The organism is Baekduia alba, assembly GCF_028416635.1.
GTDB lineage: Bacteria > Actinomycetota > Thermoleophilia > Solirubrobacterales > Solirubrobacteraceae > Baekduia > Baekduia alba.
Genome location: NZ_CP114013.1, coordinates 2451442 through 2475127, shown reverse-complemented (window position 1 = coordinate 2475127; position 23686 = coordinate 2451442). Strand labels below are relative to the sequence as shown.

Genomic DNA, 23686 nt, shown 5'->3' with positions numbered 1-23686 from the left:
GCGCGGTGAGACACGCGGTTCGCAACGATCCTGCGCAGGCGCCGTGACGCACCCGCGGCGACCGGCGCGCCCGCGCGGCTAGCGCCGCTTGCGCACGACGACGACCCGCAGGCGCTGGCCCTTGGGCACCGCCAGCTTCAGCGTCGACGTCGTCTTCAACCACACGGCCTTCGTGCACGGCGCGACGGCGCCCGTCGCGCTCGGCTTCGCCAGGCACGCCCACGCGCGCAGGCGCGCGCCGTGAGGAGCGGTCTTGGCCCGCCGCAGCGCGATGCGCACCGACCGCGCGCCGGAGCTCGTGATCGGTGGCGCCGCAGCCGCCGCGGCATGCGCGCCCGACCCCACGGTCACCCGCGCCAGCACCAGGCCCTTGGACGTCGTCAGCGACCGGCTCCCGCCGCTGACCGCGAACGACGACGTCGCCACCGCCGCCGAGTGCACCGGCCCCAGCCACGACGCCGCCCAGGACACGACCGTCCCACCCGGGCCGACCGCCGTCTCCGAGCCGCGGATCAGCGCGCCCGCGTCGGCGTCGGTCAGCACGTAGGACCCCGCGCCGTTCGTCGGCAGCGACACGCAGCGCGGCGAGCAGCGCCAGAACTCCAGCGTCTTGGTCGTGATCTCCGTGGCCGCGCTCCAGCGGCCCGGCGTGAGCGTCAGCGTCTTGCCGACGTCGGTGCGGCCGACGCCGCTGAGCCGCGGCGTGGTCGTGACGCCCGGGGGCGCCGGCAGGATCGCCGCGGTCACCGGCGTGGCCGCGCTCGTCGACCCGTCCGGGTTCGTCGCGACGTGGACCACGCGCAGGCGGGCGCGCGCGTCGGCCGTCTGCAGCCGGTAGGCCTGCGTGCGCGCGCCCACGATGTCCACGCAGTTGGCGCCCGCCGCGTCGCAGCGCTGCCACTGGTAGGCGAAGCGCGTGTCCGGCGTCGTGCTCCAGCTCGACGTGTACGCCTGGATCATCTGCGGCACCTGCAGCGTGCCGTGGATCGCGCCGGTGCTCAGCAGCTGGGGCAGCACCGCCGCGACGACCGCGGTCGGCGCCGAGACCGCGAGGACCGACCCCTCCGTGTTGGTCGCCGTGACCGCTCCGCGGATCGTGTGCCCGACGTCGGCCGAGCTCAGGATGTGGTTGGCGCGCGTCTCCCCGGCGATCGCCGCGCAGCCCGTGCCGTCGCTCGCGCAGCGCTGCCAGGAGTAGCTGAAGCCGGTCGGGTTGTTCGCCCACGAGCCGCGCGCGACCTGCAGGTTGCCGGTGCGCTTCGCCGTCCCGGTGACCAGCGGCGCGTCGACGTTGCCCGGCAGCGGCTGGTCGTCGACGACCGCGAACGTGGAGTCGGCGGTGCTTGTCCGGCCCCACGACGTCGCGGTCTCGTGGACGACCAGCGCGTGGGTCTTGTCGGCGACCGCGACCTTGTAGTCCGGGCGGGTGGCGCCGGCGATGTCGACGCACGCGCTGCCGTCCGCCGCGCAGCGCTGCCACTGGTAGCGCTCGGTGAGCGTCGGGACGCTCCAGAGGGCAGGGACCGCGTGGACGGTCGCGGCGACCTCGACGGTCCCGCTGATCGCCGGCGCGGTGACGAGCGTGAGCGCCCGGCCGGTGACGTCGGCGGTGAAGGTCGACGTCGCCACCGTCGAGACGCCGCCCGCCATGCCGGTCACGCGGACCGCGATCGTGTGCGCGACGTCCGGACCGACCAAGGTGTAGGACTGGCCGGCGCCGATCGTCACGCAGCCCCCGACGGCGGTCGCGCCGGCCGGGCAGCGCAGCCACTGGTAGGTGAGCGTCGTCGCCGACGGCGTCCAGACGCCCGGGGCGATCGTCAAGGTGTTGGTGTCGGTCAGCGTGCCGGCCGGCGCCGCGATCGTCGTCGGCGGGACGGGCGGCGCGACGATCGTCGGCGACGCCGCCGAGTAGCCGGCGCCGGTGCCGTCGGCGTTGGTCGCGGTGACCTTGGAGCGGATCGTCGTCCCCACGTCGGCCGTGACCAACGTGTAGGTCCTGCTCGTGGCGCCGGAGATGTCGACGTAGCTGCCGGCGACGCGCCGCTGCCACTGGTAGGCGTAGGACGCGGCCGCGGGGTTCCATGAGCCGTCGGAGGTCGTGACCGCCTCGCCGATGCGGTTGGCCTGCGTGATCGCCGGCGCGACCGAGGAGCCCGGCGTCGCGGCGGCGACCGCGGCGGTCTGGGCCGACGCGGCGACGGCGTTGCCGTCCACGTTGGTGGCCTTGACCCTGACGCGCACCGTCGCGCCGACGTCGGCCGTGACCAAGGTGTAGGACGAGGCGGTCGCGCCGGAGATGTCGGCGAAGCCCGAGCCGGTGTCGCGCTGCCACTGGTAGGTGAAGGCCGCGCCGGCCGGCGACCACGATCCGGCCGAGCCCGTGAGCGTGAACGTCCGCTTGGCGGTGCCCGCGATCGACGGCGTGCCGACGTTCACCGGGGGATCGGCGGCGACGGCGGCGGTGGCCGCGGAGGTCGCGGCCGTCGACCCGAAGGAGTTGGTGGCGGTGACGACGACCTGCAGCGGATGGCCGAGGTCGCCGCCGACCGGCGTGTAGCTCGTCGACGTCGCGCCGGCGATGTCCACGTAGCCGGAGCCGGCGTCGGTCTGCCACTGGTAGGCGTAGCTCGTCGGCGCCGGGCTCCAGCTGCCGGAGTTGGCGGCGAGCGCGACGCCGCGCTTCGCCGTCCCGGTGATCACGGGCGCGACGACGCTGGCCGGCTTGCCCGTGGTGATCGGGCCGAGGACGTTGGAGGTCGCGACGACCGACGCGAAGCCGTTGACCGCCGTCACCCGGACGCGGATCGAGGCGGTGACGTCCGCCGGGACCGTCGTGTAGGTCATCGCGGTCGCGCCCGCGATGTCGGCGTAGCCAGAGCCGCTGTCGCGCTGCCACTTGAAGCTGTAGGACGTGCCGGCCGGGTGCCAGCTGCCGACGCCGGCGATCAGCGTGCTGCCGCCCTGGAGGTTGCCGGCGATCACGGGCGTGACCGTGTTGACGGGGTCGCCGGCGATGATCGGGCCGACGCCGTCGGCGTCCGCTGCGCCGCTGCCCGACGCGTTGGTCGCGACGACGTGCACGCGCAGCGACGCGCCGACGTCGGCGGCGAGGAGGGTGTAGGTCGTGGCCGTCGCGCCGGAGATGTCGGCGTAGCCCGAGCCGGTGTCGCGCTGCCACTGGTAGGTCGCGCTCGTCGCCGACGGGTTCCAGGAGCCGGAGGCGGCGACGAGGGTCTGGCCCTCGATGAGCGTCCCCGCCACGGTGGGCACGCCGACGTTGACGGGCGGGCCCGAGGTCAGCGACGCGAGCGGCGAGACCGAGAGCGGGTCGCGGAGGCCGTCGGCGCCCGCGGCGGCAGGCGCCAGCAGCGCGGCGATCGCCGCGAGCAGGCAGAGCAGGGCACCGGATGACCGCCGCACCTCCCTTGGAACGGCATCCGGGGCCGCGACCCGCAGCGTCGTGGACGCATGGCCGAGCTCAGATGGGGCGTTCCACGCGAGCTCAGGTGCGGACGACGAGCCGGCAGTGGCGGCCGAGGTCGACGTGGTCGCCGTCGGCCAGGATCGCGCGGTCGACGCGCCGGCCGTTGACGAAGGTGCCGTGCGTGGAGGCGCGGTCGACGAGCAGCCAACCGCCGTCGACGCGCTGCAGCGCCGCGTGCCGGCGGGAGACCGTGGGCTCCAGGAACCGCAGGTCGCTGGCGCGTGAGCGGCCGATCAGGAGCTGGGTCCCGGGCGCGACGTCGGGCAGGACGAGCACGCGCCGGTCGCCGGCCGCGCGCCGCGTCGCGGCGACGCGCAGGCGATCGCCGATCCGTCGGTGCGAGGACGTCCGTCTCATCGCGTCCGGAACGCAACCGCCGCGGAATCGTCACGTTCCGCGCCAGACCTGGGAAGGGTTGGCGCGTAGCTTCGCCCGGGTGTCGACCACCGATCCCCGCCAGCACCTCGGCCGCATCGGCGAGGACTTGGCCGCCCAGCACCTGGAGCGGCTGGGCTACGCGATCGTGACGCGCAACCACCGCACGCGGTACGGGGAGATCGACGTGATCGCGACCGACGGCACGACGCTCGTGTTCGTCGAGGTCAAGACCCGCCGCGGGCGCGGCGAGCCCTGGGACGGCCTGCACGACGCCAAGCGCGCCCAGGTCCGCCGGATGGCGCGCGCCTACCTGACCGACACCACCGACCGCCCCCGCGTTCGCCTCCTGCGCTTCGACGCGATCGGCGTCGTCCTCGACCCTCGCGGCCGCCTCACGCGGCTCGAGCACCTGGAAGACGCGTTCTAGCGTGCGGATGCGGACGCTAGAGCGGCAGGCCCTGGTAGGCCGCCGACTGGAACGACATGCGATGCAGGGGCGAGACGCCGATGCGCTGGATCGCGTCGCGGTGCTCGGGGGTCGAGTAGCCGACGTGGGTCGCGAAGTCCCAGCCCGGGTGGCGGGCGTCGGCGCGGTGCATGAAGCGGTCGCGGGTGACCTTGGCGATGATCGATGCCGCGGCGATCGCGGCGGACTTGCAGTCGCCGTCGACGATCGCTCGGCGGTCGTGGCCGTCGAGGTCGCCGACCGGGAAGCCGTCGCTCAGGCAGATGCAGCCCGGGCGGGCGACCTTCAGGAGCGACTCGCGCAGCGCGGCGAGGTTGGTCTTGTGCAGGCCGCGGGTGTCGATGCCGCCGGCCGATCGGGACACGACGGCGACGCGCGTCGCGATCCGCATCACCACCGGGTAGAGCGCCTCGCGCGCCTCCTCGGTGTGCTGCTTGGAGTCGTTGAGCAGCGACAGCGCGCGGACCTCGCGCGGGCCGAGGCGCTCGTAGTCGAACAGCACCGCGGCGGCCACGAGCGGGCCGGCGAGGCTGCCGCGGCCGGCCTCGTCGGCACCGGCGACGAAGCGGATGCCGAGCGCGCGGTCGTGCTGGAACAGCCGGCGGCCGCCCTTACGCTTCTTCTTGGCCCGCGGCTTGGCCTTGGCGCGCGGCTTGGCGGCCGGCACAGCCTCGGGCACGTCGGCGGCCGGGGCGTCGCCGCCCTCGGGCACCGCGGCCGCGAGCTCAGCGGCGAGCGTCGGGTACTTCTCGCGCGCCACGTCGGTGCTAGAGGAGCCCGATGCGCTTCGGCGGCCAGTACGTCGAGAAGGCACCGCCGATGATCCACTTGCGGGGAACGGGGCCCCAGAACCGGCTGTCGTCCGACTGGCCACGGTTGTCGCCCATCATGAACCAGTGGTCCGCCGGAATGGTGATCTCGCGCGGGAAGTCGCAGCCGGAGCCGCCTTCACACGGCCGCGTGAAGTCGTCCTTCTGCCGCTTGCCGTTGACGTAGGCGTGCCCGCCCTTGATGTACAGCTTGTCGCCCGGCCCGGCGACGACGCGCTTGATGAAGTTCACGCTGGCCTTCGTGGCCGTCGGCTTGTCGCACGCCTCGTCGGGCTTCTTGCCGGCGTCGCCGCAGGTGTTCGTGTCCGCCCCCTTGGGCGGGTGGAACACCATGATCTCGCCGACTTCCGGCTTGTTGAAGCGGTTGCCCAACCGGTTGACGAGGACGCGCTGGCCGATCTTCAAGGTCGGGACCATCGACTCGCTCGGGATCCGGTAGGGCTTGACGAGGAACGCCTGGATGGCGAGCGCCAAGCCCAGCGCGACGACCACGATGACGATGAGCTCGATGAACGAGCTCCCCGCCGACTTCTCCTTCTTCGCCCCGCCAGAGGCGGTGCTCATCTACTTCTGCTCAGCGTCGGCGTCAGCCTGAGCGCCGGCCTCGGCCGCAGGGGCCGCTGCCTCGTCGCTCGCCTCAGCCGCGGGGGCGTCCGGAGCCTCGACGGCGTCGGCCGCCGTCTCCTCCGGCACGATCTCCTCGATCGACGCGCCCTCGGCGTCGACGGCGCCGTCGGTCGCGGCCGCTTCGGCCTCGAGCTGCGCGGCGGGATCGTGGAGCAGACCGGCCTCGACGACTTCCTCGGGGCCGACGTAGCGGCGCTCGCGGACGCGGGCGGCCTTGCCGACGCGATCGCGGAGGTAGTACAGCTTCGCGCGACGGACGTCGCCGCGGGCCGCGACCTCGATCTTCTCGATCTTCGGCGAGTGCACGGGGAACGTGCGCTCCACGCCGACGCCGAAGGACTGCTTGCGGACCGTGAAGGTCTCGCGCGCACCATGTCCCTGACGCTTGATCACCACGCCTTCGAAGACCTGCGTACGGCGACGCGTGCCCTCGATGACCTGGAAGTGGACACGGACGCGGTCGCCGGCCTGGAAGGACGGGACGCGGCGCAGCTGGGCGCGCTCAAGGGAGTCGATGACAGTGCTCATGGCAAAGAGAAGGCGCGGAGATCGGCTCCGCGCGTCGGCTGAGTGATGGTAGCGAAGAGTCCCGCCGGGGGCCTGGCCCCTCGGGTTCGAGCCTACGAGCCCATGGGGCCGAAGGGATCCGGGCCCGAGCCGCGCGGCGCCTGCTCGGACATCGGGCCGAACGGGTCCGGCCCTCCCCCGCGCCGCGTCGTGTCGGACTCGGGGTCCGGCGGGTGCGCCGTCGGCCCCACGACGCCGCGCTCCTGGGACCGCGCGCGGCGCCAGGTGGCGATCTCCTCGTGATGGCCGCTGAGCAGCACCGGCGGGACCTTCCAGCCGCGGTAGTCCGCGGGCCGGGTGTAGTGCGGGTACTCGGGATCGCCGCCCAGCGCCTGGGAGAACGACTCCTCCAGCGCGCTGTGCGCGTGCCCCAGGGCGCCCGGCAGCTTGCGCAGCACGGCGTCCATGACGACCATCGCGGCGAGCTCGCCGCCGCTGAGGACGAACCGCCCGACCGAGATCGCGTCGGACGCGAAGTGCTGGACGATGCGCTCGTCGAAGCCCTCGTAGCGCCCGCACAGCAGCGTGATCGCGGGCTCGCCCGCCAGCTCGTCGACGAGCGCGTCGTCGAGCATCCGCCCGCCGGGCGTGAGCGCGATGACGCGGCGCTCGCGGCGCAGGTCGACCGGATCCTGGTTGTAGATCCCCTGCAGCGCCTTGTCCATGACGTCGACGCGCAGCACCATCCCGGCGCCCCCGCCGAACGGCGTGTCGTCGACCTGGCCGCCGCTGAGCGGCGTCCAGTCGCGCGGGTTGAACGTGCGCAGCTCGTGCCCCTGCTGCGAGGCGTTGCGGACGTGGCGCTGGGTCTGGAACCAGTCGAACCACTCCGGGAAGAGGGTCACGACGTCGAGCTGCATCAGGCGTCCTCGCCGAGGAAGGTCAAGTTGATGTCGATGAGCTTGCGCTCGACGTCGACCGCGCGGACGGCGTCGGAGATCAGCGGCACGAGGAGGGCGCCGGCCCCGGGCTCGGGCCGCTGCACCTCCAGCAGCTCGCACGACGGGTACGGCAGGAGCTTGGCGACGACGCCGATCGGCGCCTCGCCGTCCACCACGCGGCAGCCGACGAGGTCCTCCGCCAGCCACTCGTCCTCCCCCAGCGGCGGCGCGCTGGCGCGCGGCACGTACAGGTCGGTCCCGCGCAGCGCGTCGAGCGCCTCGCGCGAGTCGACGCCGGCGAGCCGCAGCACGGGCCGGGCCGGGGTGCCGCCGTGGCGCATGATCGCGATCGGCCGGCCGTCCACGACGAGCGTCGAGGCGGCGGCCAGGACGCGCTCGCGCGGCTGCGTCACGTGGAAGGAGCCGTCCAGCCCGTGGGGCCGGCCGACGCGTCCGACGCTGATGAGCTCGGAGTCGTCCGCGGAGGACACGGCGCGGGGCGCCCTAGTCGACGATGTCGACGAGGACGCGGCACTGCTCCTTGACGGCCGCGGCCTTGACGACGGTCCGCAGCGCGTTCGCGGTGCGTCCGCCCTTGCCGATCACCCGGCCGTAGTCGTCGTCGCCGACCGACAGCTCGAGGACGACCGTGCCGTCCTCCTCGTCGAACTGCTCCACCGCGACGCTGTCGGGATGGTCGACGAGCTGACGTACGAGGTAGTCGAGCAGGTCCTTCATCGCGGGCGAGACGTCCTAGGCGATTTCGATGCCCTGCGTGCGCAGGAGCTTGCGGACCTGCGGGGTGGCCGTCGCGCCGGTGGCGACCCAGTGGCGCACGCGGTCCTCGTTGACCGAGATGGTCGACGGCTCGGTCTGGGGGTTGTACTGCCCCAGGATCTCGATGTTGCGGCCGTCGCGCGGGGAGCGCTGATCGGCGGCGACGATGCGCCAGATCGCGTTCTTCTTCGCGCCCACGCGCGTCAGTCGGAGTCGAACGGCCATTCTGTGTCCTTGCGGGTTGGAACTGGGGAAGGTGGTGCGAGCGCGCGCGGATGATCGCGCGCGAGAGCGACGCTGGAGGTTAGCGACCCTGGCGCATCATGGCTTGCAGGTCCGGCATGCGGCCGCCCTTGCCGATCTGCTTCATGACCTTGCGCATCTGGCCGAACTGCTTGACGAGCTGGTTGACGGCCTGCACCGTCGTGCCCGAGCCCTTGGCGATGCGCAGGCGGCGCGAGCCCTTGATGAGCTCCGGCCGGCGGCGCTCCTCGGCCGTCATCGAGAGGATGATCGCCTGGACGCGGTCGAGCTCCTTCTCGTCGACCTTCAGGCCCTTGAGCTGCTGGCCGGCGAAGCCCGGCATCATGCCCAGCAGCGAGGTCAGGGGGCCCATCTTGCGCAGCTGGCGCAGCTGCTTGAGGAAGTCCTCGAGCGTGAACTCGTCCTTGCGCAGCTTGCGCTCGAGCTCCTTGGCCTCGTCCTCGTCGAACTGCTTCTCGGCCTTCTCGATCAGCGACATGACGTCGCCCATCCCGAGGATCCGCTGCGCCATCCGGTCGGGATGGAAGGCCTCGAACTGCTCGAGCTTCTCGCCGACCGACGCGAACAGGATCGGCTTGCCGGTGACGGCCTTGACCGAGAGCGCGGCGCCGCCGCGGGCGTCGCCGTCGAGCTTGGACATCACGACGCCGTCGAAGTCCACGGCCTCGGCGAACTGCTCGGCGACGTTCACGGCGTCCTGGCCGGTCATCGCGTCGACGACGAGCAGGATCGAGGTCGGCTTGACCGCCTTGCGGATGTCCTTGAGCTCCTGCATCAGGCGCTCGTCGACGTGCAGGCGGCCGGAGGTGTCGACGATGAGGACGTCCTTGCCCTCCATCTTGGCCTGGTCCAGCGCCCAGCGCGCGATGTCGACGGGGTCCTTGTCGGTGCCCTGCTCGTAGACGGTGGCGCCGGCCTGGCCGCCGACCTTCACGAGCTGCTCGACCGCCGCCGGCCGGTAGACGTCGCACGCGGCGACCGCGACCGACGACCCGTTCTTCTCCTTCAAGAGCTTCGCGAGCTTGGCCGTCGCCGTCGTCTTGCCTGAGCCCTGGAGGCCGGCCATCAGGATGACCGTCGGCGGGCGCGGCGCGAACGTTATGCCGGCCGAGGAGCCGCCCATCAACGCGGTCAGCTCCTCGTTGACGATCTTGACGACCTGCTGGCCCGGGTTGAGCTGGCCGAGGACGTCGGCGCCCAGGCAGCGCTCCTTGACCGTCGCCGTGAACTGCTTGACGACCTTGAAGTTGACGTCGGCCTCCAGCAGCGCGAGGCGGATCTCGCGCATGGCCTTGTTGACGTCGTCCTCGGTCAGCGTGCCGCGGCCGCGGACGTCGGACAGGGTCTCTTGGAGCTTCTCGGCAAGGGCGTCGAACACGAGGCGACGGAGTTTAGGGCGCGGGACGCGCCGCGACCTGGGCCGGACCGCTGACGTTCGCCCACGCCGCCAGCGCCTTGCCGGTCGACGCGTCGAGCAGCGCGACCGGCGGCTGGGCGGTCTGGGCGTCGGGCGCGCTGATCGCCGCGGGGGCGCCGAAGGACGCGGCACGCGAGGACGGGGCGGCGACGGAGCCGAAGACGCGCGGGGCCGCGACCGAGGGGTCGTTGCCCCGGACGCCCGCGCGCCACAGGACGAGCGCCGCGCCGGAGGGCGTGGTCGCCGCGTCGCCGAGGATCGCGTCGGTGCCGGCCGGGCTGAGCGCCGCCGGCGTCCCGAGGTGGCCGTTGGTGATCGTCTCGGCGCGCACGACGTAGTTGTCGCTGAAGCCGGACCAGGCCAGCAGCGTGCGCTGGCCGTCGATCGCGCGCAGCAGGACGCCCGGCGACGCGATGTAGGTGCCCGCGCCCGCGGGCGTGCCGACCGACTCGATCTGGCGGCGTGCGCCGAAGCCCTTGCCCGGCGCGGCGGTGATGAACGACACGATCGCGGGCGCGTCGCTCTCGCCCTCGCTGACGCGCTGGGACTTCCAGGCGACCGACTCACGGCCCGAGCCGTCGATCACGGCGCTGAGGTCGGACTGGATGCCGGCGCCGAGCGTGTGCGTCGCGCCCCAGGACCTCGCCCCGCGGTGGCGCGCATAGACCTCGTGCTGGTCCTCCCACACCACGAGCAGCTCGCCGCCGCTCTTGCCGCCGACCGCGACGGTCGCGCCGCGCGCCCTGTCCGACGCCTTGATCGTCAGCACCTTGCTGAACGTCGACGAGCCCTTCGTGCGCAGGTAGACGACGCGCTCCTTGGTGTTGAACGCGACCAGCGCGACGTTGCCCTGGGCGTCGCCGGCGATCGCGGCGACCCCGAGGCCGGTGGTGCCGGAGATCGCCGACGTCTTGATCGCGCCCGTCCCGCTCGCGGTCGTGAAGCGGATGTGGCTGGTGTCGTCGATCGTCCCGGGGTAAGCGGTCCCGAGCGACGAGCCGGCGGCGATCAGCCCGGTGGCGCCGTAGGACGCGAGGTGGGCGTCGGCGAACGTGAGGCCGTCGTCGCCGGCGACCGCGCCGCCGGCGTCGAGGCGGATCAGGTGGGTCGGGAACTGCGGCGCCGTGGCCGTGCCGCCGGGGCCGGTGACCGCGACGGCGGCGGTGCCGCGTTGGGTGATCGCGCCGCCGGGCGCGACGCCGACGGACGCGGCGGACAGCGTGGCCGGCGCCGACCACGGCGCGTCGGCTTGGGCGGCGGTGGGGACGGCGACCGCGGCGGCGGCCGCCAGGACGGCGGGGAGACGACGGAGGAGCATGCGGTTGGAACGTAGCCGCCGCCGCCGTGGTTGCATGAAGGTTCTATGAGAGTGGACGAGGCCCGCCGCCGGGCGGTGTCTGCGGCGGCGCCGGGTGGTCGTCGCGCCCGCTCGCGAACGCGCTCGTGAGCTGGCCCAGCGCTGCGGTGAACTCGCTCGGGATCACCCAGAGCTTGTTCGCGTCACCCTGGGCGATGCGCGGCAGCATCTGGAGGTACTGGTAGGACAGCAGCTTGGGGTCGGGGTCGCCCTTGTGGATGGCGGTGAAGACCGTGTCGATCGCCTGCGCCTCGCCCTCGGCCTGCAGGATCGCGGCGGTCTTCTGGCCCTCGGCCCGCAGGACGGCGGACTGCTTCTCGCCCTCGGCGGTCAGGATCTGCGACTGTTTGAGACCTTCGGCGTTGAGGATGGCGGCACGGCGGTCGCGCTCGGCGCGCATCTGCTTCTCCATCGCCTCCTGGATGCCGGCCGGCGGGTCGACGGCCTTGAGCTCCACGCGGGCGATGCGGATCCCCCACTTGCCGGTCGCCTCGTCGAGGACCGTGCGCAGCTGCGAGTTGATCTGGTCGCGCGACGTCAGCGAGTCCTCGAGCGTCAGGCCGCCGATGACGTTGCGCAGCGTCGTGACCGTCAGCTGCTCGATCGCCTGCAGCGGGTTGGCGACCTCATAGGACGCCGACTTGGGGTCGGTGATCGTGAAGTACAACACCGTGTCGATGTTCACCGTGACGTTGTCCTCGGTGATCACGCCCGACGGCGGGAAGCTGACGACCTGCTCGCGGAGGTCGATCAGCGGCTTGACCCGGTCGACGAACGGCAGCACGATCGTCAGGCCGGGCTCGAGCGTGCGGTTGTAGCGCCCGAAGCGCTCGACGACGCCGGCGCGCGCCTGGGGGATGATGCGGATCGTCTGCGACGCGACGAACAGCGCGAAGAGCAGGATGACGACGAGCGCGATCAGCGCGGCCACTGGGGTACCTCCGGGTCTCGGGTCAAGATGATGGCGTCGAAGAGGGTCATGGGGTTACGAGCGCCGTAGCGCCGCGGATCTCGACGACCTGCACCTTGGTGCCGGCCGCGATCTCCTGGTCGTCGTCGAGCGAGCGCGCCGTCCAGACCTCGCCGTCGATGCGCACCGCGCCGACGCTCTCGTCGTTGGCGATGCGCTCCAACACGATGGCATTGCGCCCGACGAGCGCGGCGGTGCCCGTCCGGATCCGCGGCGGCGTGTACAGGTGGCGCTTGGCGATCGGCCGGACGAGGCCGAAGCAGGCGAGGGTCAGGACCGCGAAGACGATGAGCTGGAGCGCCGCTCCCGCGCCGACGAGGTCCGCGAGCATCGCGCCGAACGCGCCCACCGCGAACGGCGCGAGGAAGAAGCCGGCCGTGAGGATCTCCCCCACCGCTGCGAAGACCCCTGCGATCAGCCAGACGAGCCAGGCATCCATCCCCGCCGAGTATCCCAGGCCGGTCGGGCGCCGGGCGCCGCTCGGTGCGCCCTAGGACCCGACGGGGACGAGGGCGCGGGCGAATGTCGTCGCCGGGCTCAGACGCTGACCAGGGCGCGGGCGAATGTCGTCGCGACGACTTCGCGTCGCCGGGCTCAGACGCTGACCAGGGCGCGGGCGAAGTCGTCGGCGTCGAACGGGCGCAGGTCCTCCAGTGCTTCGCCGATGCCGATGAGCTTGACGGGGATCCCCAACTCGCCGGCGATCGCGAGCGCGATGCCGCCCTTGGCGGTGCCGTCGAGCTTGGTCAGGACGATGCCGTCGACCGGGACCGCCTCCGAGAAGAGCTTGGCCTGGCGCACGCCGTTCTGGCCGGTCGTCGAGTCGATCGTCAGCAGCGTCTCGTGCGGCGCGTCGGGCATCTGCTTGCCGATGACGCGCCGGATCTTCGTCAGCTCGTTCATCAGCTCCTCCTGGTTGTGCAGGCGGCCGGCGGTGTCGATGATCACCACGTCCACCCCGCGCTCGCGGCCGCGGGCGACCGCGTCGAAGGCGACCGCGCCCGGGTCGGAGTTCTCGGGGCCGGTGACGATGTCGACGTCGGCGCGCCTGGCCCACTCGGTCAGCTGCTCGACCGCGGCGGCGCGGAACGTGTCGGCCGCGCCGAGCAGGACGGTCTTGCCGAGCTCCTGGCGCAGGTGCCAGGCGAGCTTGCCGATGGTGGTGGTCTTGCCGGTGCCGTTGACGCCGACGGCCATGATCACCGTCGGGCCGTTCTCGCGCGGGCGGACGTCGATGGTGTCGGTGCCGGTCTTGGCGATGTCGGCCAGCAGCTCGACGAGGCGGTCCTGGAGCGCCGGGCCGCCCTCGACCTGGCCGGACGTCGCCTCCTGCTCGAGCTGGCCGACGACGCTCGCGGTCGTGCGCGCGCCGACGTCGGCCATGATCAGCGCCTCCTCCAGCCGCTCCCACGTGGCCTCGTCGAGCGTGTCGAACAGCGTGGCCTGGATCTCGGAGGTCAGCGCCTCGCGAGTCTTGGACATGTTCTCGCGCAGGCGGCGGAAGAAGCCACGCCGGCGATCCGGCTGCTCGTCAGGCTCGGAAGTGCCGCCCGCGGGGGCGGAGCCGCCGTCGTCGCCGGTCAGGAAGAGGTCGCGCCAGTCACGGGCCATGGCGCGCGAAGATAGCGGGGTGATCGATGCGCGCACCGTCCCGTCCGATGCCGTTCCGGCGACCACGCTCGTCGCCGCGATGGTCGACGAGGTCTCCGAGCTGTACGGCCGGATCGACGCGCCGGGCGCGCCGAGCGCGACGCCGGTCGACTTCTCCGAGGCGCGCGGCGGCGTGTTCGTCGTGCTGTTCGAGGACGGCGAGCCGGTGGCCGGCGGCGGCGTCAAGCGCCTGGACGACACGGCGTGCGAGATCAAGCGCATGTACGTGGTCCCGGAGGCGCGCGGCCGCGGTCTGGCCTCGCAGTTGTTGGTGGCCTTGGAGGACGCGGCGCGCGCGGGCGGCTACGCGATCGCCCGGCTGGACACCGGACCGCGGCAGCCGGAGGCGCAGGCGATGTACGAGCGCGCCGGCTACGCGCCGATCGGCAACTTCAACGCGAACCCGTTCGCGTCGTTCTGGGGCGAGAAGGCGCTGTAGGGCGCACGGCTCGGGTCAGTCGCCCCAGCTGGCGCGCATGACCCGGTCGCGCTGCGTGCAGCGCAGGACCAGGACGGTGTTGCCGCCGAAGGCGCAGACGTAGCCGCCGACCTTGCGGATCCGCGGGGCGCGGTCGTCACGCACGTTGGCCGCCAGCCACCGCTTGACGAGCGGCCGGCCGCGCGCGCAGGTGTCGTTCACGACGACCACCCGCGCGTCGATGCTGTCGGTCAAGGCCACCGTCTTGCACTTGCCCGTGTAGGCGGCCTGGGCGGTGGTGCGCGAGACCTGGCCGAGCAGGTTGCCCCGGACCTCCGAGCGGCCCTTCTTGCACTTGTCGGAGTAGGACACCGGCGTCGGGCCGTTGGTGGCGTCGTAGCACTTCCACCCCTTCACGGCCTTGGCCGTGAACGCGCGGCCCATCACCTTCTTGGCCAGCGCGCACGACACGTCGCCGTGCGCGACCCAGACCTTGAACTTGAACTTGCTCGACGACGAGAACGCGCGGGTCGTCGTGCCGCACTGCTTGCTCTTGGCCTGCGCCGCGGCGGGCGCGAGGGCGACGAGCGCCGCGAGCACGCAGACGATGAGGACCGCTGACCTCTTCATAGCCGCTCCGTTACCCGTGCGCGACGCGGCGCGAACCTACGCGCCGGCGCCGACGGGCTCGCCGTGCGCCTCTTCGGCGTCGGCGACGTACTCCTTGGGCATCTTGCGCGACACGATCTTCGAGACGCCGTCGTTGCCCATCGACACGCCGTAGAGCGTGTCGGCCGCCTCCATCGTCCGCTTCTGGTGGGTGACGACGATGAACTGCGCGCGGTCGGCGTGCGCCTGGAGCAGGTCGAGGTAGCGCGTGATGTTGAGGTCGTCGAGCGCGGCCTCGACCTCGTCCAGGATGTAGAACGGGCACGGCTTGGCGAGGAAGACGCTGAACAGGAAGGCGATCGCGGTCATCGTCTTCTCGCCGCCGGACAGCAGCGTCAGGCGCTTCATCGACTTGCCCGCAGGCGTGATCTCGATCTCGACGCCGAGGTCGTCGTCGGGGTCGATCCCGTGCTCGTCCGCGGCGGCCTCGGCGTCGGCCGCGGCCTCGGCGGCCGCCTCGGCCTCGACCTCGGACGCGCCGTCGCCGGCGTCGCCGTCGGCCTTGGCCCCGCCGAGCACGGGGCGCGGACCGTTGTCCTCGCGAACGAGCGTCAGGCGCCCGCCGCCGCCCGGGAACAGCGTCTGCGACAGCTCCTCGAAGTTCTTGGCCGCGGCCTCGAACGTCTCGGTGAACGTGGTGCGGATCTGGCGGTCGGTGTCGCGGATGAACGCGCGCAGCTCGCGCAGCGCGGTCTCCAGGTCGGTGCGCTGGCGCTCCAGCTCGTCGACGTGCACGACGGCCTCGTCGTACTCCTGCTTGGCCAGCGGGTTGACCGGGCCGAGCTGCTCGCGGCGCTTGACGAGGCGCTCGACGCGCTGGCGCAGCTGCATCGCCTCCTCGGTCGACAGCGGCTCCTCGCGCGGCTCCGCTTCGAGGCCGAGCTTCTCGGCCAGCTCGGCGAGCTCGTGCGCGGCCTCGGCCTCCTGGTCGCGCAGCTGCTGCGCGCGGACCTCGGCGCGGGTCACGGCCTCGTTGCGCTCGCCGAGCTTCTGCTGGATCTCGGCCTCGGCCGCGGCGCACGCGCGCAGCTCCTGGGCGACGCCCTCGCCCTCGGCGCGATCGGCGGCCAGCGCGCCCTCCATCTCGCGCATCCGCCCCATGACCGCCTCGTGGACGACCGCCAGGACGTCGGCGACGCGGCCGGCCGCGGGCCCGAGCTCGCGGTCGCGCTTGAGCTGCGCCTCGAGGTAGGCGATGCGCCGCGTACGCTCCTCGCGCGCCTTCGCGGCCTGCTCGGCCACGCGGCGCTCGGACGTCAGCTCGCCCTCGAGCTGCGCGCGCCGCACCGCGGCCTCGCCCTGCTCGGGCGCCTTGCGGCGCTCCTCCATCAGCCACGCGGCCTGGCGCTCGGACTCCTTGGCCTCCGCGTAGGCGCGCTCGGCGTCGCGCCGCTCGCGCTCGGCGACGTCGCGCGACGCGTCGGCGGCGGAGACGGCGCCCGTCGCGGCCTCGACGCCGGTCGACGCCTCGTGCTCCGCCTTGACGTGCTTGTCGGCCTCGGCGATCAGCGCGTCGCGCTGGTTGCGCATCGCCAGGACGCGCTCCGCCCCACCCTCGGCGGCCTGCTGGAGCTCGCGCGTGGCGCCGAGCCAGGCGCGGCCCGCGGGCGTGACGGCGACGCCGGTGAAGGTGTCCGGAATCGCGTCGAGCGACTCGACCAGCCACGCGTCGGCGAGCAGCCGCCTGGCCAGCGACAGCGCCGGCTCGGGACCGCGGACGAGGTCGACGAAGGGCCGCGCGCCGGGGACGGGCGGCGTCGGCTGCGCGACCGGAGCGCCCGCGGGAGCGTCGCCGGAGACGAGCGCGCGGCCGCCGTCGCGCTTGGCCTTGTCCAGCAGCGCGGCGCCGGCCGCGCGGTCCGCGACGACCGCGGCGCTCAGCCGCGCGCCGAGCGCGGCGCTCAGCGCCAGCTCGGCGCCCGCCTCGACCTCGAGGTCGTCGCTCAGCGACCGCGCGCTGCCGGCGGGTCCGGAATGGGAGCGCAGGAACTGGTTGGCCCGCGCCAGCTCGGCGCCGACCTTCGCGGCCTCGCGCCGGGCGCCTTCGGCCGACGCCTCCGCCGCACGCCGCGCCTGGCGCGCGACCTCGCAGGCCTGGTCGGCCTCGGCCAGCGCCGCGCGCTTGGCCTCGACCGCCGTCTTCAGCTCCTCGACGCGCGCGGCCGCCGCGGACCGCTGCGCCTCCAGGGCCTGCAGCTCGCGCTCCAGCGCGGCGGTCCGGTCGGAGTCCAGCTCGACGAGCTGAGCCTCGATCGACTCGATGCGCTCCAGGCCGTTCTCGTCCGGCTGGTCCTCGGCGGCCTGCAGCTGCAGCGCGCCGAGCTGGCGCTCGCGCGACTCGGCCCGCTCGGCGACCTGCTCGGCCGTCTCGCGCGTGCGCTCCAGGCGCAGCTCGATCCGGTCGGCGGCCGACCGCGCCCGCTCGACGCGCCGGGCCAGCGCCTCGCGCTGCTCCGAGCGCTTGGCCAGCGCCTCTTCGGCGAGCTGACGGCGCGCCGCGACCGCGCGCAGCTCGGACTGGGCCTCCTCGCGCTCGGCGCGCGACGACGTGACCTTCGCGACCGCCTCGGCCATCTCGGCGCGGCGCGCGCGCACGGTCTCGCGCGCGAGCTCCCAGCGCGCCTCGACCGTCTGGCGCTCCAGCCGCTCGTGCAGCTCGGCGGCCTCGGCCTGGCGCTTGAGGGGGCGCAGCCGCGACCGCGCCTCGCGCTCGACGTCCAGCGCGCGATCCAGGTTGTCCTGCGTGCGCTCCAGCTTGAGCTGCGCGCGGCGCCGGCGCTTGCGGTGCTTGCCCAGGCCGGCGGCCTCCTCGATCAGCAGCCGGCGGTCCTTGGGCTTGGACGTGACGATCGCCTCGACGCGGCCCTGGGACACGACGGAATGCGATTCCTTGCCCAGGCCCGTGTCGCTCAGGACCTCGAGCACGTCGACCATCCGGCACTTCGCGCCGTTGAGGCGGTACTCGCCGTCGCCGGAGCGGTCGAGCCGGCGCAGGATCGAGATCTCGCCCACCGGGAGGTCGACCGTGCCGTCGGAGTTGTCCAGCACCAGCTCGACCTCGGCCGACGAGCGCGCCTGCACGCCGCGGCCGCCGCCGAAGATGACGTCCTGCATCGACTGGCCGCGCACCGCGAGCGGCGACTGCTCGCCCATCGCCCACAGCACGGCGTCGGTGATGTTGGACTTGCCGGACCCGTTCGGGCCGACGATCACCGACACGCCAGGCCCGAACTCGAGCTTGGTGCGGTCGGGGAAGGACTTGAAGCCCTTCAGGGTCAGCGACTTCAGATGCACCCCCACATCCTTGCGGGTGCCCCGGACGTTCGTGCCCGAACCGGAGGGTGCAGGGAGTTTTGGGGAGCCTTAGGCGGCGTCGTCGGCTTCGAGACCTTCGAGCGCTACGCGCGCGGCCTCTTGCTCGGCGTGCTTCTTGGACCGGCCCGACCCGGTTCCGAGGACCGCGCCGGACACGCCGGCGGCGACCTCGAAGGTGCGGTCGTGCGGCGGGCCGTTCTCGGCGGTGACCTCGTAGACCACGACCTCGCCGCGCTGGGCCAGCCGCTCCTGCAGCGTCGACTTGTAGTCGACGGGATGCTCCAGCGCGTGCTCGAGCTCGGGCTCGAAGGCCTCGACGACCGCGGCCGCCGTGCGCTCGTAGCCCGCGTGCAGGAAGCACGCGCCGATGACCGCCTCGATGATCGACGCGAGGACGCGCTCGGTCTCCATCAGCGCCGTCGTCTGCTCGGCGCCCTCGGGCGCCGCGGCCCGCAGCCGCTCCGGCACGCCGAGGCGCTCGGCCACGTTGCGGCACGACGGCCCGGACACCGTCTGGGCCCGGATCTTCGTCAGCCGGCCGGCGCCGTAGCGCTCGGCCTCCAGCAACGGGTAGATGTGCGCGGTGATCGCCAGGCCCAGCACGCTGTCGCCCAGGAACGCGAGGCGCGCGTAGGAGTCCGACCGCCGCGCCGTCCAGGACGCGTGGGTGAAGACCTGGCGAGCCAGATCCTCGGGCACCTCGCCGAGGAGGTCTCGCAGCTTCTGCAAGCTAGTGGCTCACGGCTACGTGGCGCTGGGCGCGTGGGCGAGGACGAAGTCGACCGCCTGGCCCACGGAGAGGATCTGCGCCGCCTGCTCGTCCGACATCTTCACGCCGTAGGAGTCTTCGAGCTCCTGCACCAGCGTGTACAGATCCAGCGAGTCGGCGTCCAGATCCTCCTTGAAGCGCGTCGACTCGTCGATCCGCGTCCCATCGACGTCGAGCTCGTCGGCGAGGTGGTTCCGGATCAGGGTGAAGACGTCTTCGCGGGTCATGGCGTCCCCTAGACCGTACTGCCGGAGCCGGACGCGAGGGATGTGGTCCCGCCCGCCCCCTTGAGCGCTCCGGCCTCCTCCAGCGCGGCGTGGGTCTGACCGACGACGTCGTTGCGGACGCCGCGGGCCGCGAGCAGGATCGCCTGGCCGAAGCCGACGCGGCTGAAGCGGCCGTGCGGGACGATCCCGAGCTTGCGCAGGCCGAGCATGTAGGCGCCGCCCTGCGCCTCGGGGTCGATCTCCGAGCGCAGCGTGCGCAGGTCGGACCGCAGCAGCAGGCCGCCGACCTTGCCGCGCGAGGAGTTCATGGCCGCCTCGCGGATCGAGCGCAGCGTCGCCGACGACACGCCCTCGATGAGCTTGAGCGTGACGTTGCCGGTGAAGCCGTCGGCGACGACCACGTCGGCCTCGCCGTCCATGATCACGTTGCCCTCGGTGTTGCCGACGAAGTCGACCAGCGGCGATGCGGCGGCGCGCTCGACGAGCAGGCGGTGCGCCTCGATCACCAGCGGCGTGCCCTTGATCGCCTCGCTGCCGTTGGACAGCAGCGCGACGCGCGGGCGCTGGATCCCGAGGACCGTCTTGGCCAGCGCCGCGCCCATGAACGCGAACTGGACGAGGTGCTCGGGGCGGACCTCGGTGTTGGCGCCGACGTCGAGCAGCGTGACCGGCGGGCGGCCGCCCGGAACCGGGATCGGGAGCGCGAGCGCCGGGCGGTAGATGCCCTGCGAGCGCTTGATGTTCAACAGGCCGGCCGCGAGCGCGGCGCCGGTCGAGCCGCCGGAGACCAGCGCGCCGGCGCGCCCTGCGGCGACGGCCTGCGCGGCGAGGACGATCGACGCGTCCTTCGTGGACCGCGCGGCGGAGACGGGATCCGGGACCTTGGCGATCGAGACGGGCGCGTCGACGACCTCGACGAGGTCGGCGGGCGCGTCGATCGGGCCGAACGCGTCGGCCGGTCCGAAGAGCAGCGACTTGACGCCCTGCCGGGCGGCGATGGCGGCGCCGGCGGCCACTTCCGCCGGGCCGAGGTCGGCGCCGTTGGCGTCGACCGCGACGACGACGGCCTCTCCCGAGGCCGTCACGCTAATCGTGCGAGTGGCCGTGCTGCTCGGGCGCGAGGATCTCGCGACCGGCGTACGTCCCGCAGGACGGGCACACGCGATGCGGGCGGCGCGGGCTGTGGCACACCGGGCACGCGTTGATCGCGGGCGAGGAGATCTTGTGCTGCGAACGACGCTTGGTCGTGCGGCTGTGCGACTGCTTCTGCTTCGGGACGGCCATGGGCGACGCCGAAGGGTAGCGGACGCGCGATCGCACCGCCCTGCGGGTCCGGGCCGCCTGCTTGACTGCGGCGCCGTGTCCTCTCTCCCCGTCACTCCCCGCCTGATGACGCCCGCCGACGTCCCTGCCGCCGCGAAGGTCGGCCGCGACGCGCTCGGCGCCCTCTACCCCGTCGAGTTCCAACCCTCCACCGACGAGGAGCGCGAAGCCCAACGCGTGCGCTCCGAGACCCGCGTCGACCATCTCCGCCAGACCGATCCCGAAGGCGCGTGGGTCGCCGAGGCCGGCGACGGCGAGATCGTCGGGATCGCGCTCGCGCTCGTCCGCGAGGACGTCTGGGGACTGTCGCTGTTCGGCGTCAAGCCCGGCCTGCAGGGCCAGGGCATCGGCGGCCCGATCCTCGACGGCTCGCTGCGCTACGCCGAGGGCCGGCGCGCCGCGATCATCCTCAGCTCGACCGATGCCCGCGCGATGCGCCGCTACTTCCGCGCCGGCTTCCAGGTCCGGCCGTGCATCGCCGCGGCCGGCGCGATCAACCGCTCGCGGCTGCCGGCCGGCCTGCGCGCGCGGACCGGCGACGTCGCGGACGACGCGGAGCTGATCGCCGCGGTCTCGCGCCACGTGCGGACGGCCGAGCACGGCGCCGACGTCGACGCGATGCTGCGGACCGGCGGCGAGCTGCTGGTCGTCGACGGCCGCGGCTGGGCGGTGGTCCGCGACGGCTCGCCGATGGTCGTCGCCGCCTTCGACGACGCGGCCGCGCGCGACCTGCTCTGGTCCTGCTTCGCCGCCGCGACGCCGGGCGCGGCAGCCCACGTCGACTTCATCGGGCAGGGCAACGACTGGGCCGTCGAGGTCGCGCTCGACATGGGCCTGGCGCTCACGCCCGACGGCCCGATCTTCACGCGCGGCGACCTCGGCCCGCTGGCGCCGTACCTGCCGAGCGGGGCGTACCTGTGATCGCGTTGCGCGCGGCGACGCGCGCCGACATCCCGGAGCTCACGGCGCTGGTGCGTCGCTGCGACGAGTCGCAGCGCGCGTGGGCCGGCACGGACGTCCCGATGCCCGCCTCCGAGGGCGAGGAGCTCGAGTGGGAGGTCCGGTTCGCGCGCTCGGCGGCCTGGATCCAGGTGGCGGTCGAGGGCGAGGCGATCCTCGGCGCGGTCGCCTTCGCCCAGGCGACGGTCGCGCGCGAGGACCGCACGCCGATCCCCGGGGTCGGCCACGTCTCCGCGGTCTTCGTCGACCCGCCGCACTGGCGTCGCGGCATCGCGCGCCTCATGCTCGACGCCGCCGACGCGGCGATGCGCGCCGCCGGCTTCTCCCGCGCCCAGCTCTGGACCCTGGACGGCTCCCCGGCCGAGCAGCTCTACACCGCGCTCGGCTGGTCGCGCGACGGCCGCCGCGACACGTTCCCGCCGATGGGGCTCGACACGGTGGCCTACGTCAAGGAGCTGGGCTAGCGCCGGCCCGGGAGGCCCAGCCCGGTCGCAATACTGGCGCCCATGGCCTCCTCCTCCAAGCTCGAAGCCCGCCCCGTCGCGATCACCGGCGCGCGGCCGATCCTCGCCCTGGCGGCCGGCAGCGCCGCGTTCGGCGCGGTCGCCGTCGGCGCGGTCGCGGTCGGCGCGCTCGCGATCGGGCGGCTGAGGGTCGGTCAGGCGCGGTTCGAGAAGCTCGAGATCGACGAGCTGGTGGTGCGCCGCGTGGAGATCACGGAGGAGCTGGCTACTCCTCGAACTTGATCTGCGACAGCGCGGCCCAGCGGGCGTCCGGCGCCTTCTCGTGGTGGTGGTCGGCGCCGGCGTTGTTCAGGTCGATCCCGCACTCCGGGCACAGCCCGAGGCAGTCGTGCTTGCAGAGGATGTTGGCCGGGAGCGCCAGCGCGAGCGCGTCGCGGGTCCAGCCGGCCGCGTCGACGACCTCGCCCTCCACGTAGGGCGAGTCCAGCTCCGGCCCCTCGTCGGGCACGTCGACCTCGTAGCTGTCGACCGCGAACGACGGCGACGCCGGCTCCAGGCAGCGCATGCACGGCCCGTGCAGCTCCGCGGTCAAGCGCAGGCGCAGCGACCAGCCGCCGCCGGTCATCCGGCTGACGTCGAGCTCGACCGGGATCGGCGTGGGCCGCACGTCATAGCGCTCGTTGCTCAGCTCGAAGTGGTCGAGCGGGACGTCGACCTCGAGATGGCGGGCTTCCCCGGCGCGCAGATGCAGCGGGCCGAGGTCGAAGGAATCGGTTCGCGCGGACATCGCCCTTGCGAGGGTAGAAGATGGATCGGTGCGCACGATGGTCTTGGACGGTCCGGGGACGCGGCTCCACCCGCTGGAGCAGCCCAGGCCAGAGCCCGGACCCGGCCAGGTCCTGCTCCGCGTCCGCGCCTGCGGCGTCTGCCGGACCGACCTGCACGTGACCGACGGCGAGGTCGCGCAGACCCGCGCGCCGCTCGTGCTCGGCCACCAGATCGTGGCCGAGCGGGCCGACACCGGCGAGCGCGTCGGCGTCCCCTGGCTGGGCTGGACCGACGGGACCTGCCCGGCCTGCGCGCGCGGCCAGGAGAACCTCTGCGTCGCTGCGCGCTTCACCGGCAAGGACATCGACGGCGGCTTCGCGGAGTGGACGGTCGCCGACGAGCGCTTCTGCCTGCCGCTGGGTGGACGGGACGGCGTCATGGACGACGTCCACGTGGCGCCGCTGCTGTGCGCGGGGCTGATCGGGCTACGGACCCTGCGCGCCGCGGGCGACCCGGCGCGGGTCGGGCTGTACGGCTTCGGCGCAGCCGCGCACCTGATCTGCCAGATCGCCGTCTGGGAGGGGCGCGAGGTGTACGCCTTCACCCGGCCGGGCGACGAGCGCGGGCAGGCCTTCGCGCGCAGCCAGGGCGCGCGCTGGGCCGGCGGGACGGACGCGGCGCCGCCGGAGCCCTTGGACGCCGCCCTGATCTTCGCCCCGGCCGGCGAGCTGGTCCCGCTCGCGCTGCGCGCCGTGCGCCCGGGCGGCGTCGTCGTCTGCGGCGGGATCCACATGAGCGACATCCCGTCGTTCCCCTACGCCGACCTGTGGGGCGAGCGGGTCCTCCGCTCGGTCGCGAACCTCACCCGCGCCGACGGGCACGAGCTGCTGGCGCTCGCGACTCGCGTACCGCTCCGGCCGCAGGTCACGACCTACGCGCTCGACGACGCCCAGCAGGCGCTCGACGACCTGCGGTCGGGCGCGCTCGAGGGAGCGGCGGTGGTGGTGCCATGAGCCGCGAGAATCGCCCCCTGGGCGATTGCTCGCTATGGAGTCAGCGCCCTCTGGGCGATGACTCCACGTCGTGCGGTGCCACGAACCGC

The 23686-nt window shown here is 73.4% G+C and carries 27 protein-coding genes; 6 read left to right on the top strand and 21 right to left on the bottom strand.

The features are described from left to right. Positions 1-78 precede the first annotated feature (78 nt). The gene (locus tag DSM104299_RS12380) at positions 79-3423 is read right to left on the bottom strand and encodes a hypothetical protein (RefSeq protein ID WP_272477618.1); all 3345 of its coding nucleotides are present in this window, start codon (positions 3421-3423) and stop codon (positions 79-81) included. Between the two features lie 82 nt (positions 3424-3505). Further along, positions 3506-3844 carry an FHA domain-containing protein gene (locus tag DSM104299_RS12375; protein WP_272477617.1) on the bottom strand — a complete coding sequence of 113 codons (339 nt, stop codon included), beginning with the start codon at positions 3842-3844 and terminating at the stop codon, positions 3506-3508. Between the two features lie 79 nt (positions 3845-3923). Between DSM104299_RS12375 and DSM104299_RS12370 the strand changes: the two genes are divergently transcribed. Next, a complete protein-coding gene (locus tag DSM104299_RS12370) occupies positions 3924-4292 on the top strand; it encodes a YraN family protein (protein ID WP_272477616.1) in 369 nt (122 codons plus the stop codon). Between the two features lie 16 nt (positions 4293-4308). On the opposite strand, the gene rnhB is transcribed toward DSM104299_RS12370, so the two are convergent. The 12 genes from rnhB to ftsY form a co-directional block, all read right to left on the bottom strand. Further along, complete coding sequence (gene rnhB, locus DSM104299_RS12365; protein WP_272477615.1) at positions 4309-5091, bottom strand: ribonuclease HII; 783 nt, start codon at positions 5089-5091, stop codon at positions 4309-4311. 7 nt (positions 5092-5098) lie between these two features. After that, positions 5099-5725, bottom strand: coding sequence for a signal peptidase I (gene lepB / locus DSM104299_RS12360; protein ID WP_272477614.1), 627 nt, complete (start codon positions 5723-5725; stop codon positions 5099-5101). Further along, positions 5726-6316 (bottom strand): 50S ribosomal protein L19, encoded by a 591-nt coding sequence (rplS, locus tag DSM104299_RS29395; protein WP_349294511.1) that lies wholly within the window; start codon positions 6314-6316, stop codon positions 5726-5728. Between the two features lie 92 nt (positions 6317-6408). Then, positions 6409-7215 (bottom strand): tRNA (guanosine(37)-N1)-methyltransferase TrmD, encoded by an 807-nt coding sequence (gene trmD, locus DSM104299_RS12350; RefSeq protein ID WP_272477613.1) that lies wholly within the window; start codon positions 7213-7215, stop codon positions 6409-6411. Beyond that, positions 7215-7727: a ribosome maturation factor RimM gene (rimM, locus tag DSM104299_RS12345; protein ID WP_272477612.1), complete on the bottom strand. Its 513-nt coding sequence runs from the start codon at positions 7725-7727 to the stop codon at positions 7215-7217. Before rimM ends, trmD begins: the two co-directional genes overlap by 1 nt. Positions 7728-7740: 13 nt before the next feature. Further along, entirely contained in the window at positions 7741-7974 is a 234-nt protein-coding gene (locus DSM104299_RS12340) for a KH domain-containing protein (protein ID WP_272477611.1), read from the bottom strand. 15 nt (positions 7975-7989) lie between these two features. Further along, entirely contained in the window at positions 7990-8238 is a 249-nt protein-coding gene (gene rpsP, locus DSM104299_RS12335) for a 30S ribosomal protein S16 (protein ID WP_272477610.1), read from the bottom strand. A 79-nt stretch (positions 8239-8317) separates the two neighbouring features. Then, positions 8318-9655, bottom strand: coding sequence for a signal recognition particle protein (gene ffh / locus DSM104299_RS12330; protein WP_272477609.1), 1338 nt, complete (start codon positions 9653-9655; stop codon positions 8318-8320). A 13-nt stretch (positions 9656-9668) separates the two neighbouring features. Beyond that, positions 9669-11012 carry a hypothetical protein gene (locus DSM104299_RS12325; protein WP_272477608.1) on the bottom strand — a complete coding sequence of 448 codons (1344 nt, stop codon included), beginning with the start codon at positions 11010-11012 and terminating at the stop codon, positions 9669-9671. Positions 11013-11055: 43 nt separating this feature from the next. After that, the gene (locus DSM104299_RS12320; protein ID WP_272477607.1) at positions 11056-11982 is read right to left on the bottom strand and encodes an SPFH domain-containing protein; all 927 of its coding nucleotides are present in this window, start codon (positions 11980-11982) and stop codon (positions 11056-11058) included. A 46-nt stretch (positions 11983-12028) separates the two neighbouring features. Next, complete coding sequence (locus tag DSM104299_RS12315; RefSeq protein WP_272477606.1) at positions 12029-12460, bottom strand: NfeD family protein; 432 nt, start codon at positions 12458-12460, stop codon at positions 12029-12031. A gap of 155 nt (positions 12461-12615) precedes the next feature. After that, positions 12616-13632, bottom strand: a complete 1017-nt coding sequence (ftsY, locus tag DSM104299_RS12310; RefSeq protein WP_272477605.1) for a signal recognition particle-docking protein FtsY — start codon at positions 13630-13632, stop codon at positions 12616-12618. Between the two features lie 19 nt (positions 13633-13651). Here ftsY and DSM104299_RS12305 point away from each other — a divergent pair, with 19 nt between their 5' ends. Beyond that, a complete protein-coding gene (locus DSM104299_RS12305; protein WP_272477604.1) occupies positions 13652-14110 on the top strand; it encodes a GNAT family N-acetyltransferase in 459 nt (152 codons plus the stop codon). Positions 14111-14125: 15 nt separating this feature from the next. Here DSM104299_RS12305 and DSM104299_RS12300 read toward each other — a convergent pair whose 3' ends face one another. The 6 genes from DSM104299_RS12300 to rpmF all read right to left on the bottom strand — a co-directional run bounded on the left by DSM104299_RS12300 (position 14126) and on the right by rpmF (position 20353). Then, complete coding sequence (locus tag DSM104299_RS12300) at positions 14126-14719, bottom strand: hypothetical protein (RefSeq protein WP_272477603.1); 594 nt, start codon at positions 14717-14719, stop codon at positions 14126-14128. Between the two features lie 36 nt (positions 14720-14755). Next, entirely contained in the window at positions 14756-18052 is a 3297-nt protein-coding gene (locus DSM104299_RS12295) for a chromosome segregation SMC family protein (protein ID WP_272477602.1), read from the bottom strand. A gap of 69 nt (positions 18053-18121) precedes the next feature. Beyond that, on the bottom strand, positions 18122-18802 hold the full coding sequence (locus DSM104299_RS12290; protein WP_272477601.1) for a ribonuclease III family protein: 681 nt from the start codon (positions 18800-18802) through the stop codon (positions 18122-18124). Between the two features lie 15 nt (positions 18803-18817). Next, the gene (locus DSM104299_RS12285; protein ID WP_272477600.1) at positions 18818-19069 is read right to left on the bottom strand and encodes an acyl carrier protein; all 252 of its coding nucleotides are present in this window, start codon (positions 19067-19069) and stop codon (positions 18818-18820) included. A gap of 8 nt (positions 19070-19077) precedes the next feature. Continuing rightward, positions 19078-20154, bottom strand: coding sequence for a phosphate acyltransferase PlsX (gene plsX, locus DSM104299_RS12280; protein WP_272477599.1), 1077 nt, complete (start codon positions 20152-20154; stop codon positions 19078-19080). Position 20155: 1 nt separating this feature from the next. Beyond that, positions 20156-20353 carry a 50S ribosomal protein L32 gene (rpmF, locus tag DSM104299_RS12275; RefSeq protein WP_028075077.1) on the bottom strand — a complete coding sequence of 66 codons (198 nt, stop codon included), beginning with the start codon at positions 20351-20353 and terminating at the stop codon, positions 20156-20158. A gap of 75 nt (positions 20354-20428) precedes the next feature. Between rpmF and DSM104299_RS12270 the strand changes: the two genes are divergently transcribed. Genes DSM104299_RS12270 through DSM104299_RS12260 form a run of 3 tightly spaced genes read left to right on the top strand, consistent with a single transcriptional unit; the run spans position 20429 to position 22098 of the window. After that, positions 20429-21313: a GNAT family N-acetyltransferase gene (locus tag DSM104299_RS12270; protein ID WP_272477598.1), complete on the top strand. Its 885-nt coding sequence runs from the start codon at positions 20429-20431 to the stop codon at positions 21311-21313. Then, positions 21310-21816 carry a GNAT family N-acetyltransferase gene (locus tag DSM104299_RS12265; protein ID WP_272477597.1) on the top strand — a complete coding sequence of 169 codons (507 nt, stop codon included), beginning with the start codon at positions 21310-21312 and terminating at the stop codon, positions 21814-21816. Before DSM104299_RS12270 ends, DSM104299_RS12265 begins: the two co-directional genes overlap by 4 nt. Positions 21817-21858: 42 nt before the next feature. After that, positions 21859-22098 carry a hypothetical protein gene (locus tag DSM104299_RS12260; protein ID WP_272477596.1) on the top strand — a complete coding sequence of 80 codons (240 nt, stop codon included), beginning with the start codon at positions 21859-21861 and terminating at the stop codon, positions 22096-22098. Here the strand turns inward: DSM104299_RS12260 and DSM104299_RS12255 are convergent. Then, positions 22082-22603, bottom strand: coding sequence for a YceD family protein (locus DSM104299_RS12255; protein ID WP_272477595.1), 522 nt, complete (start codon positions 22601-22603; stop codon positions 22082-22084). The two genes, DSM104299_RS12260 and DSM104299_RS12255, sit on opposite strands and share 17 nt — an antisense overlap. 28 nt (positions 22604-22631) lie before the next feature. Between DSM104299_RS12255 and DSM104299_RS12250 the strand changes: the two genes are divergently transcribed. Then, positions 22632-23597, top strand: coding sequence for a zinc-dependent alcohol dehydrogenase family protein (locus tag DSM104299_RS12250; protein WP_349294510.1), 966 nt, complete (start codon positions 22632-22634; stop codon positions 23595-23597). Positions 23598-23686: the final 89 nt, after the last annotated feature.